Below are 12271 nucleotides of genomic sequence, written 5' to 3'. Positions count from 1 at the left end.
CGTGGCTATACGACTGGGAGCATTCTTGTTTTTAATCCAGCAGCACCTGCGATGCTGGGCCGTTAGCAAGCTCAAACATCCGTTTTACTTGCTCTACCGTATTCCGCTCTATCGACAGAGGCGGCAGCTCATTTTCGCCAAAAAAGCCAACTTCGGTCGTTTCCAAACTGACCTCAAGCGCCTCTCCGCCGATTAACTCGCACAAGATAAATATCTTGTATACATAGTTGGGAGCAGGAGGGTGTGCATGGCACTTCTTATCCAGAACCGCCAGCAAACGCACAGGCTTGACCTCATAACCCGCTTCCTCGCGTGTCTCTTTGACAGCGACCTCGCTTGGTGTGTAGCCGATATCCGCCCAACCGCCTGGCAAAGCCCATGCGCCGTCGGTTCTTTCCTTTACAAGCAGCATCTTGTGCTCCTGCAGAACAACCGCCCGAATATCAACCTTCGGCGTCTGGTACCCCGTGTCACTGGCGAATAATTCCGTCACTTTGTCAATCGGGGTGTCCGTGAAGTGACTCATCATCTCCACGCTGATCTTGCGCAGCGCCTCGTAACGCTCCAAATCATAGCCGTTCTCGCCATAAGTAAGCCCAGCTTGACTAATCGCTTGAATTTCTTTCGCCCAATGCAGCCATGGAATATTCATCCATTACCCAACTCCATCCCGATAAAATTCTTAATTCCGCTATAGATAGCGACCATCTCCTCGAGCTTCATCCGAACCAGCCCGCTGGAGGAGGGACATACGTACTCTACTACACCTGGTACGATAGGCTCTGGCTGGCTGCCCCATGCCATGCCTCTACGGCCGCTATATTGTTCGTAAACTCCTTTGCCTACAAAACACACAACCCTTGGTCGCATGTTTTGGATCTTCTCCCTGAGAATTACGCGGCCTTCCCTGTATTCCTCAGGCGTTATTTCAGCAGCCGTCAGTGAGGGCCTCGCCACAATATTCGTAAATCCATAACCAAGTTCAAGTAGATCTTGATCTTCTTGAGGCTTATACAGCCGAGGCGTTAATCCAGCTTGAACTAATATGCGGTAGAACCGATTGTTCGGATTCGCATAGTGATGGCCGGTTTCACCCGATCGAATACTTGGGTTATATCCCACGAAAAGGATGTTTAATTGCTCCTTCAAATGATCCGAGATCGGTTTTATTTCCACCGTACTTAACCCACCTTCCATGCGTCCATCAAAATCTAGAAATCTTCACTCTATCAAATAGATTACCACTATCCCTATATAAACTTCAACGATTCATAGGTCTTCCCAAGAACAGCTGAAGCGTCACCTTTTAACCAACTATCCACCAGAGTGCTGTACACGGAGCGGAAATCAACCTCATATTTCAAATCCCCGTTATCCAAATTACTTAGACTCGGGTAAGCGCCATAGAGACCGCCTTTCACTTTCCCGCCAATCACAAACATCGGTGCTGCCGTGCCGTGATCCGTGCCACCGCTCCCATTTTCTTTCACACGACGCCCAAATTCGGAAAACACCATGATGGCAACCCGATCCTGCAGACCCTGCACTTCCAAATCTTTATAAAAGGCCGTCAGCCCCTGATCAACCTGTGTCAAAACTCTTGCATGCTGCTCCTTTTCATCGGCATGATCATCGAATCCGCCAATTTGGACATTACATACTCGCGTTCCCGACTTCCCCGTGAGCAGCTTGGCAACGAGTTGAAGATCACTGGCAAAATTCGTTTTCGGGTACTCTACCTTAGTGACATAAGCTGCTGTTAACGATTGAATAGCTTCAACACTTTTATACGCCTCATATCCGCGCCCCGCAACGACTCGCAGCTGTTCCATCTGGTTCTGATCACCATACATGTCCAAAAAAGCTTTGCTTATCCGATTTTTGTCCATCATCGCCGTTTTCGGATCGATCATATGATATGATTCCAGCGATTGAATAACAGGAAAGCTCATCTTTTCCGAGGCAAAAGCTTTGCTGCCCGCCGCACCAACCTGAACCGCTTTGAGCGGATTCGTGTTATCGCGCAGCGAAGACTCTACATAGCGGGCTAACCAGCCGCTTCGGCTAATTATCGCTGGCTCAGCGGTCTGCCAAATTTCCATAGACCGGAAATGGGAATGATCCGGCTCCGGGTAACCGACACCTTGAATGACCGCCATGTTCCCACTCTTGTAAAGGGCTGCGAGCCCGGCCAGGCTAGGATGCAAGCCCACTTGATTATCAAGAGCAAGCACGTCCTTTTGCTGATAAGCCAGCGTTGGTCTTGAATCATAATAAACGCCTTGCCCATAAGGAATAAGCGTATTAATACCATCATTGCCTCCGCTAAGCTGCACAACAACGAGCACTGGCTCGTCGACATCGTCCTCGGCTCCCCCTGCGAATATCGATTTGCCGGTTTCCGTAAACAAAATGCCGCCAAGGCTTAAAGTAGCAAACATCGCCGTACCCTTCAGCAGAAATTCCCTTCTTGTTAATTTCAATGCCTTCACCTCCGCTATTTCATTTGTGCTTCCGGACTGATTAAGATTAGTTGCAACAAGCCCTGTAAACCGGCGTTTTTCTGCTTCGTATGTAAGATGGTATCTGCCACATAAGCGCTTAAACCCTTCAACGTCTTATCCGATAATTGCGTGATCCCGAGATGCTGACTCCACAGCTTCACCCATTCCTCTGGCAGTTCCGCTTGCTTCGGCGTGGTATCATCCGGCATCCATTTCTTGTTGTTCATTTGCATAGCAATGGACTCAGCGAATCGATACCTCGCGAGCAGCAAGTTGGTATTCAGCCATGATGAGCCGCCTCTCCAACCTGCAACATCAGGCGGGGAAAAGAGTTCCTGGCCCATTTTCTTCATCGCTTGCGCATGTCCATTGGCTACAGGCAGCCGCAGCGTTTTGAGAATACTAGCTACGTAATCAGCCGGGGTTTTAATGAGAGATAACCGTAAATTGGGATTATAGAAATCGTCCGACAAGAACAGCTCGTGAAGCACTTCTCCGATTGTCGCCTTTTCTACAATGTGCTTCGCCACTTGCTGTATCCAGCTGTCTGGCGGATTATCTGTAGCAAAATATTTGAGCAATTTCAAAGCTAGAAACGAAGATAACGACTTTTGATGAAAAATAATATCAATTGCCTTATCGCCGTCCAGATCTCCCGTTTCGCCGAGCAGCGTTTTCGGATCATTGTCATGTTGTTTGGGATTAAAAGCTACTTTATTTTCCTTCTCGCTGTACGTCCAGCCCGTGAAAGCTCTCGCCGCTTCCTTCACATCCGTTTCGGTATATTGACCAATGCCAAGTGTAAAAAGCTCCATCACTTCACGTGCATAGTTCTCATTCGGCTTGTTTTTCTTATTGCGATTCACATCCAGCCAAATCATCATAGCCGGATCTTTGCCGATAGCGAGTACGAGCTCCTTATAATTACCTAACGCATACTTGCGGAACAGCGCATTTTGCTGAACCATCAGTGTGACATCCTTGACCTTGTAATTTGCAGTTGCGAAATGTCCGTGCCAAAACAACGTCATTTTCTCAATCAACGGTGCGCTGGAATTCACCATCCGGTATAACCAGTACATTTGCTGATCGCCAAACTGCAATGGATCCAGAGCTTTCTTACCTTCTGCGTTAAGTTGATCAAAAGGTGTCAGCGCAGCCGTTTCGGTCAATGCTTCACCTGCGATAAGCCGTCGCACCGTCTCCTCGCGACCCAGAGCCACACAAGTCTTAACCTCGTCCTCTGCCCCTCCAAATCCGGCACGAAGCAATAAATGAACAACTTCCGTGTTCGTCCAAGTTACTCCCATGATTTCCCTCCACGCCCAATTTTCCATACTTTAGCACATAAATGTGTCAAAACTATGTATAAAACAAAAAAGATAGAGACTTCAGAACCTGTCTGAGTCACTATCTTTTTGAGGAACACTCGCTTGCATCATCAAAAGCTCATAGGTAGCTGCAACGCCTCCTAATACGCTAAACCTCGATGCATACACCTTGTACATGCTGGCGAACAAACGCCGTGTGCTGATGCCTGGCACAACCGCTGCCTCCGAAGTGCTAGCTCCCATTGCTTTAACTGTATGCAGAAAATCCCTAGGCGTCGGGTACGTTTCCACCTGGAGCAAGCCATCTTCTTGGATGTGCGAGAAGCCACTGTCCACAAGCATTTCTCTCCACTCAGCGCTGGATTGAAAAGTTAGCCCATGCCGCTGCGGCTGACGCCCAACCTCACGATACGCCTCCATGAATGACTCATGCAGCTCATCAAATGTTGCCGGCCCGAATGTCGTGAATACCAACATACCGCCCGGGCGAAGAAGACGCCGAAGATGCTGAAGTGTCATCTTCGGTTGTTTTAACCACTGAAAGCAGGCGCCGGAGACGATCAAATCGAATGAAGCCGACGGTGCAGCTGCCGACCACTTTTCCACATCGGCGTGAATAAAGTGTATGTCTCTGTCAGCAGGCTGACTGCACCTTATACGCTGCTCAGCCGCCCGAAGCATGCCAGGTGCAATGTCCAAAGCAGTAATCACCGCTGTTGGCCATGTGTCAACTAACCCGCTCGTCACAACTCCTGTACCGCAGCCAATCTCAAGAATCCTACATATTGGCGCACTATCGCGCGCGCTATCCAGCACTTTAAGCGCCGCAGCAAGCTGGTCCGCCATCATCCTCTGTACATTAGCGTGTTGATCGTAGGAACCTGCCGAACTCCGATTAAATTGACGTTCAATTTCCGTGCTGTTGTTCAACCCACCACCGCCTTATTTCTGCTGCAATTTCCTCTTCCCTTCCTAGAAATGGTACATGACCGCAATCAGGTATGGCATGTAACTTTGCGTGAGACAGTCCAGCAGCAAGCTCTTCTGCCCCTTTGTAAGGGCATATCCGGTCCTCCCTGCCATGGAACAGTAGCACTGGGCACGCAATTTCTGAGCGTACAGCGCTAACTTCCACCTTCCGCAAAATCTGAAGGCCTGACGTCAGAGCCGGTACTGTCCAGCTGCCTATTGGAGGAAGTTTGTCACCTATTCCTGCCTCTCGCTCTGTTTCTGTCCACAGGATTTGACGAAAATTGGCTTCTACAGCAAGCGCATCTTGCGCGGCAGCTTTGATCATCTGCCTGATATAAGCGTCCGGCTGGCCTAGATGGGCTTCGCTCTTCGAGCGAACGAATTGAGCCGTAGCCGCAAATAGGAGGAGGCCATCCACCAAACCTTGAGCTGCTAATCTAAGCGCCAACAATCCGCCAAGCGACCATCCTCCAATGAATAGAGGTCTATGGACTGCCGAAGATTGCCATTCTGCTGCCACATCTTCGGTGATCGACAGCATGTCTTCAGGCGTTTCAGAATCGCTAATATTGACATGCACGTGATGATAATCAGGCAGTGCGTTACAAAGCCGGTCAAAAACCTCGGACGGCATACTCCACCCAGGGAACCATACGATCGTCGCTTTCTTTCCTGGTGTCATCATCTCAAAACTCCAAGCTGTAATCCTACCTCACGAATGCACGCGGCTGCATACCGCAGTTCTTTATCTGAGTGGGCTGAGGACAAAGAGAAGCGTATGCGCGCAGTCCCCTCTGGAACCGTCGGCGGTCTGATTGCAACCGCTGCGATGCCGTTCTCTTCCAGCGTTGCGCTGAAGCGCAAAGCAGTCTCATTATCACCGATGATGATCGGGACGATAGGAGAGTCGCCTATTCCGAGCAGGAAGCCTGACTTTTGCAACAAAGATCGGAAGGAACGAATGTTTGTGTGCAGCCGTTCACGCCGCCAGTGCTCCTGCTGCACCAGCACCAATGCTTGAGCAATACCTGCGAGCAGCGCAGGTGGCATTGCTGTTGAATAGATAAGCGTGCGCGCCTTGTTCACGAGGTAATCGATGAGCGTGCGGCTGCCGCAAACATAAGCGCCATAGGTACCGAAGGCTTTGCTGAACGTTCCCATATGAATGTCCACCTCGTCTTTAACCCCGAGAACATGGCATAACCCCTCGCCGCGTCTCCCATAAACTCCTCCACTGTGCGCTTCGTCCACCATCAGTATCGCTCCATACTCATGTTTGAGGAGGATGAGATCTCGCAGGAGAGCCTGATCTCCATCCATGGAGAAGACAGTATCTGTAACGATCAGTTTTCGTTTCCTGTCGCGGTGCTTATGCAGCAGCGCCCCTAAGTGCTCTATATCGTTATGCCTGTAACGTGCCATCTCCGCCCGGCTCATCAAAATGCCATCCACAATACTGGCATGATTCAGTTGATCGCTGAACACCACATCCCCCCTGCCGACTACAGCACGGATAACTCCTGTATTTGCCATATAACCATTGGCAAATATAAGCGCAGCTTCGCAGCTCTGCCATTCAGCTATAGCTTCTTCAAGTTCCGTATAAGCCAGCCGATTGCCGGTGACTAGCCTGGAAGACCCGGCGCCAACGCCATCCTTGAGCAGCACTTCCCGCATCACTTCGATTATCGCAGGATGCTGGGACAGTCCAAGATAGTCGTTGCCAGACAAGTTGAGCATGTTATGCATGTTGTGCAAGTTGTGCGGTCCTGTGCCGCGGTACAAGTGCCCTGGAGACGCTGGAACTGCTAAACTTGCCCGTAGGGATCGTTTCAATGAGGCTTCTTCCAGAGAGGCAAGCTCCTGTTCCATCCATTTCAAAGATGATATCGGATTCATTGTCTGCCCCCTTACAAAGCGTTAAGTTCAATCTCAAAGCCCAAATCCTCGATCATTTGGTGATCCACGCCAATCGATTGGCCTGCCGTTGTTAAATAATCTCCGACAAAAAGCGAATTCGCCGCATACAGCGACATGGGCTGCAGTGTACGCAGATTCACCTCACGGCCTCCTGCTACACGAATTTCTTTGGATGGGCAGATGAAGCGGAATAAAGCGAGCACTTTCAAAGCCTTCATCGCCGGGGTCCTCCCTGCATGCTCCAAAGGTGTTCCAGGAATCGCATTGAGGAAATTAATCGGAATCGAATCACTGTCCAGTTCACGCAGCGCATAGGCCATTTCTACAATTTCTTGATTGGTTTCACCCATTCCGATTATGACACCGGAGCAGGGGGACATGCCGTATGTTTTTACTTTTTCCACCGTTTCAACACGCTGATCGTACGTATGGGTCGTCGTAATCGACGGATAGTTCGCTTTGCTCGTATTGAGATTATGGTTGTATCGATGTACGCCTGCTTCTGCTAGTCGCTGCGCTTGCTCGTCCTTCAAAATGCCTAAACAAGCGCAAATTTTGAGCGGCATCGTTTCACGGATTTCTTTTACAGCATCCACGACTTGCGCCAGTTCCTTGTCTGTCGGACCTTTGCCTGCTGCTACGATGCAGTATGTGCCGGCTTTACGCGCCATTGCTTCACGTGCGCCAGCAAGCAGCGTATCTTTATCAAGCAAGGTATATTTACTTACCGGCGCTGTTGACACAATCGATTGCGAGCAATAGCCGCAGTCCTCGGGGCAAAGCCCGCTTTTCGCATTTATAATCATGTTCAATTTAACTTTTTTACCGTAATAGTGCTTTCTTACTTGAAAAGCAGCTTGGAGCAGCGGCAGAACCTCATCATTGCCTGCTTCGAGCACACCCAGCCCTTCCTCTTCCGTCAAACACTCGCCGTTTAATGCTTTTTGGGCCAACAAAGGCCAATCCTTACAGGTTGAAATGTTGTTCATTGTCTCCTCCTTGGCGTTCATTATGGCAGAACTTTAACGCTTGTTTGATCGGTCCGAGTTGTATGGATTTCCTAGCCATATGTATTAAAAGATCGGTATCGACATCAGCGGGTAAAAAAGGAAAACGCCCGAGAACGGTAAGACCGCTGTACTGCTCAATAAGCTCCGCGTTCGTGGCAACACTCGGATCGTGCCCAATTTCTGGATCATCACCATCATTTAAAATGACACCTAAGATCGGGATTCCATAGTGCCATAGAAAAGCTGCCGTCAATATCGTATGGTTAATCGTCCCCAGACCGGAACGGGCAACAATCAGTGCAGGAATTCGAAGCTCTGCGATCAGATCCGCCATCAGAGCATCATCGTTCAGCGGAACGGCCACGCCTCCTGCGCCTTCAATAAGCAGGGCCTCGTATCGCTTAGTAAGCGGCTTGCCCGCGGCGATCAGCTCCAGCACCGTTAAGGTCACGCCAGCATGCCTAGCAGCAAGTATAGGAGCAAGTGGCATTTCAAACGTGTATGGCGCTACTGCTTCTGGCCGTTCATTGATTCCCGTTAGCTGCAGCAGTCGTTCCGCATCTGTTTCTCCACGGCCTAGGCGTGCCCCGGACTGTACGGGCTTCCACACGCCTACCTGGCAACCATCCGCACGAAGCGCCGCTGCTATCGCTGCCGTTACCATCGTTTTGCCGACTCCGGTATCCGTACCTGTGATGAACAAGCCCCGGATTGGCTCCGCGTTATCTTTATTCATGATCCGCCGCTTCCTTCCGTGACCTGAATAATGGATTCCGCCAAAATTGCTGTCATCTCTCCAAGCTCAGCCTCAGTGCTCGCTAAAGGCGGGATGAAGACAATCACATTACCAAGCGGCCGCGTCAGCATGCCAAGTTCTCTCGCTTTCTGACTCGTTCGTACGCCAATCCGCTCTTCCCATTCGTACGGTTCTCGCGAACCTTTATCACGAACAAGCTCGATTCCGATCATCAATCCTTTTTGCCGGATTTCACCGACATGCGGTCTTTCTATAAGTGCAGCTAGCTTATTCGCAGTAAATACAGCCTTAGAGCGGACTCCCTCCAACATCTTTCTCTCCTCAAAAAGCCTTAAGCTGGCCAAAGCTACAGCACAACCGAGCGGATTCCCCGTGTAAGAGTGTCCATGGAAAAAAGTTTTCTGCTCGTGATAATCCGCATAAAAAGCGCCATAAATCTCATCCGTCGCCAGCGTTGCCGCTACAGGCAAGTAGCCGCCTGTGAGTCCCTTTCCAACCACCATCAGATCCGGTGTTACGTTTTCCAGGTCACAAGCAAACATCTCACCCGTCCGGCCGAAGCCAGTTGCAACCTCGTCTGCAATTAATAACACGTCGTACTTACGGCAAAGCTCAGCCATCTCGCGCAGGCAGCCCTCGGGCATCACGACAATCCCACTGGCTCCTTGGACAATTGGCTCCACAATAAGTGCCGCAATCTCATCCGCCTGTTCTTCTAGCAAACTTCGCAAAGCATCTATAGTCGCTTCTTTGGCTCCCTCTGCCCCTCCTTCATGTCGATAAGCATAGGGGTAAGGGATGACGTGCGACTTGAACAACATGGGACGAAACACCTCATGATAAAGGGGAATCGCCCCAACACTCACCGCGCCAATCGTATCTCCGTGATACGCCTGACCCATTGTGATAAAAGACTTTTTATTACGTACCCCCTTGTTATGCCAGTACTGGAAAGCCATTTTAATTGCGATCTCCACCCCGGTTGCTCCAGAATCCGAATAAAACACTTTGTTTAATCCATGTGGTGTGATGTTCACCAGCTGCTCAGCCAATTCAATTGCAGGGATATTAGCCATTCCTAACAAAGTTGAATGAGCAACTAGCTCTAATTGGTTCGAAATGGCTTGGTTAAGCTCTGGTACATGATGTCCATGAACATTAAGCCAAACGGACGAAAATCCATCGTAATAAGCACGTCCTTGGACATCGTAGAGCCTAACGCCTTCTCCGCGCTCAATGATGAGAGGATCCTCGTTATTGTAGTCTTTCATTTGTGTAAAAGGATGCCAAACGTGCGACTTGTTTAGGGCCACAAGCCGTTCGTAGGATTTTGACACGACAATCCCCCCTAATCAGAATTAATTGTCAACCTGAATAACAATATTTAAGTTAACAATTGATAGTGGTCAGTTTAGCAGATCCAAACAGCCTTGTAAATACATTTTCATCTATTCGCTGGTTAACAATAAAAAAAGAGCAATGCAAAGCGTCTGAACGCTTAGCACTACTCTTATGAAATAAAATGTGAATTTAAATCATTTCTTGTCGAACAAACTATTGTCGAACATTCAATATAGTTGTCAAATCGAGGAATGAATTTACGACACGCCTAACGCGTTTATCGACATCTGGATGAATATCGGCATAAGCTACCCCTGCTTGAAAACTTTTCCGCTGATCACCGCCAATTGAAATCCACTCTGGGCAGTTAATGCCGTGAAGATTGCGAACGATCGTTTGCAGCTGCGTTAGCGAGCTAACGGCTACAGCACCGCCTGATGAGCTGACAGAAAGAACAGCTTTATTATTAAAATGATCTTGTCCGAGATGATCCAGTGCATTTTTTAGGACGCCAGAGATTCCGCTATGATATTCGGGCGTCGCGAGCACAATGCTATCCGCTTCGTGCATCGCACGCTTCAGAAATTCAAGTGCCTCGTGACCACCATGAGCATCATCCGGTGAATAAAAAGGTATTGGTGTTTTGTTCAGATCAATAAGTGTTGCTTGATGCCCATGTGATTGTACCAAGTGCTGAATATACTCCGTGAGTCTCGTACTTGTAGCTGCTTGGTGGTTGCTTCCTGCAATAAGGGTGATTCTCATAAAATATCTTCCTTCCCTGCGTTGGAATAATAATGAATATGAAATGATTGATGTTTTCATTATACCTTGTTTTCATTAAATTTCCAGTAATAAATTAGAATAATTATTAAAAAGTAATTGTTATCATTAAAAAAAGCTGCCTCCACCATGGAAGACCATGATAGAAGCAGCTCATCTTAATAAAATATATAAGGGCTAAGAAATTAGCAATCGAAGTACAGGTTGTACTCGTGCGGGTGAATGCGGATTGCAACTTGTTTCGCTTCGCCACGTTTCAATTCGATATAGTTATCGATGAAATCTTGTGTGAATACGCCGCCTTCAATCAAGAAGTCGGAATCAGCTGCAAGAGCATCAAGAGCTTCGTCTAATGTACCAGGAACGCTGCGGATTTCAGCTTTCTCAGCATCAGACATTTCATAGATGTTTGTATCGAAAGGACCGTATCCAAGTGCACGTGGATCGATTTTCTTTTTGATACCGTCAAGTCCAGCCATCAACATTGCTGCGAAAGCAAGGTATGGGTTAGCTGTGCTGTCTGGTGTACGGAATTCGATACGACAGCCTTTAGGTGTCACAGCCGCGATTGGAATACGAACTGCAGCGGAACGGTTTCCTTTGGAGAATACAAGGTTAACCGGTGCTTCGTAACCAGGAACTAGACGTTTAAAGGAGTTTGTACTTGGGTTCGTCAAAGCAATCAATGCTGGTGCATGGTAAAGGATACCACCGATATAGTTGATTGCCATTTCGCTTAAGTTTGCATATGCTCCTTTTTCATAGAACAAAGGCTCGCTTCCGTCGAAGATGGACATGTGAACGTGCATACCGCTACCATTGTCGCCAAACAGCGGCTTAGGCATGAATGTAGCAACTTTGCCATATTCTCTTGCAGTGTTAGCAACGATGTACTTGTATTTGAGCAGGTTATCTGCTGTTTTAGTCAAAGTGTCAAAACGGAAGTTGATTTCAGCTTGACCAGCTGTTGCCACTTCGTGATGGTGACGTTCGATGCGAAGACCTGCGTCAGCAAGCTTGTTACACATTTCGGAACGAATGTCTTGTTGGGAATCGATTGGAGCTACTGGAACGTAACCGCCTTTAACTGGAACTTTATAACCAAGGTTGCCGCCTTCTTCTTTGCGGCCAGTGTTCCAACCTGCTTCTTCGGAGTCAACCTCGAAGTAAGACTTGTTCATGCCATTTTCGAAACGAACATCATCAAAGATGAAGAATTCGGATTCTGGTGCGAAGAATGCAGTCGTACCAACACCAGTTGTTTGAAGATACTCTTCAGCTTTTTGTGCGATACTGCGCGGATCACGATCGTAACGCTCGCCTTCTGGCGTATGGATGTTGCTCATAATGATCAATGTTGGGTGAGCTGTGAAAGGATCTACATAAGCAGTTTCCGTATCTGGCATCATTACCATGTCAGATTGTTCAATACCACGGAATCCTGGGATGGAGGAACCGTCAAAAGCTACGCCGTTTACAAATGTTTCTTCATCTACTTCCGTAGCTGGCAAAGAGATATGCTGTGCTTTACCGGAAAGACCTACGAAACGAAAATCTACCCACTCAATATTTTTTTCCTTGATAAGGTTCAACACGTTTTGAACTGACATTTAAAAAACCCTCCCATTTCCGTACATTCAACGTACTTTACAT

At 48.4% G+C, this 12271-nt stretch carries 12 protein-coding genes; all 12 read right to left on the bottom strand.

The window, feature by feature from the left end; all coding sequences use genetic code 11:
• Positions 1-31: 31 nt before the first annotated feature.
• Positions 32-652: an NUDIX hydrolase gene (locus tag AC58VC_RS12660; RefSeq protein ID WP_497369129.1), complete on the bottom strand. Its 621-nt coding sequence runs from the start codon at positions 650-652 to the stop codon at positions 32-34.
• The gene (locus AC58VC_RS12655; RefSeq protein WP_497369791.1) at positions 649-1170 is read right to left on the bottom strand and encodes a mismatch-specific DNA-glycosylase; all 522 of its coding nucleotides are present in this window, start codon (positions 1168-1170) and stop codon (positions 649-651) included. Before AC58VC_RS12655 ends, AC58VC_RS12660 begins: the two co-directional genes overlap by 4 nt.
• An 80-nt stretch (positions 1171-1250) precedes the next feature.
• Positions 1251-2492 (bottom strand): DUF1501 domain-containing protein, encoded by a 1242-nt coding sequence (locus tag AC58VC_RS12650; RefSeq protein ID WP_497369128.1) that lies wholly within the window; start codon positions 2490-2492, stop codon positions 1251-1253.
• Positions 2493-2497: 5 nt separating this feature from the next.
• Entirely contained in the window at positions 2498-3814 is a 1317-nt protein-coding gene (locus tag AC58VC_RS12645) for a DUF1800 domain-containing protein (RefSeq protein ID WP_497369127.1), read from the bottom strand.
• Between the two features lie 81 nt (positions 3815-3895).
• The gene (gene bioC / locus AC58VC_RS12640; RefSeq protein WP_497369126.1) at positions 3896-4765 is read right to left on the bottom strand and encodes a malonyl-ACP O-methyltransferase BioC; all 870 of its coding nucleotides are present in this window, start codon (positions 4763-4765) and stop codon (positions 3896-3898) included.
• Positions 4743-5489, bottom strand: coding sequence for an alpha/beta hydrolase (locus AC58VC_RS12635; protein WP_497369125.1), 747 nt, complete (start codon positions 5487-5489; stop codon positions 4743-4745). Before AC58VC_RS12635 ends, bioC begins: the two co-directional genes overlap by 23 nt.
• A complete protein-coding gene (bioF, locus tag AC58VC_RS12630) occupies positions 5489-6706 on the bottom strand; it encodes an 8-amino-7-oxononanoate synthase (RefSeq protein ID WP_497369124.1) in 1218 nt (405 codons plus the stop codon). The genes AC58VC_RS12635 and bioF overlap by 1 nt, the downstream gene beginning before the upstream one ends.
• A gap of 11 nt (positions 6707-6717) precedes the next feature.
• Positions 6718-7716, bottom strand: coding sequence for a biotin synthase BioB (bioB, locus tag AC58VC_RS12625; protein WP_497369123.1), 999 nt, complete (start codon positions 7714-7716; stop codon positions 6718-6720).
• Complete coding sequence (gene bioD / locus AC58VC_RS12620) at positions 7694-8473, bottom strand: dethiobiotin synthase (protein WP_497369122.1); 780 nt, start codon at positions 8471-8473, stop codon at positions 7694-7696. Before bioD ends, bioB begins: the two co-directional genes overlap by 23 nt.
• The gene (gene bioA, locus AC58VC_RS12615; RefSeq protein WP_497369790.1) at positions 8470-9837 is read right to left on the bottom strand and encodes an adenosylmethionine--8-amino-7-oxononanoate transaminase; all 1368 of its coding nucleotides are present in this window, start codon (positions 9835-9837) and stop codon (positions 8470-8472) included. Before bioA ends, bioD begins: the two co-directional genes overlap by 4 nt.
• A 211-nt stretch (positions 9838-10048) precedes the next feature.
• The gene (locus AC58VC_RS12610) at positions 10049-10600 is read right to left on the bottom strand and encodes an NADPH-dependent FMN reductase (protein ID WP_497369121.1); all 552 of its coding nucleotides are present in this window, start codon (positions 10598-10600) and stop codon (positions 10049-10051) included.
• 203 nt (positions 10601-10803) lie between these two features.
• Entirely contained in the window at positions 10804-12228 is a 1425-nt protein-coding gene (glnA, locus tag AC58VC_RS12605; protein WP_497369120.1) for a type I glutamate--ammonia ligase, read from the bottom strand.
• Positions 12229-12271: the final 43 nt, after the last annotated feature.

This window comes from Paenibacillus sp. J22R67, from assembly GCF_059692175.1.
Note: the sequence above shows the minus strand (reverse complement) of the source record. Positions and strands in the feature narration are given on the sequence as shown.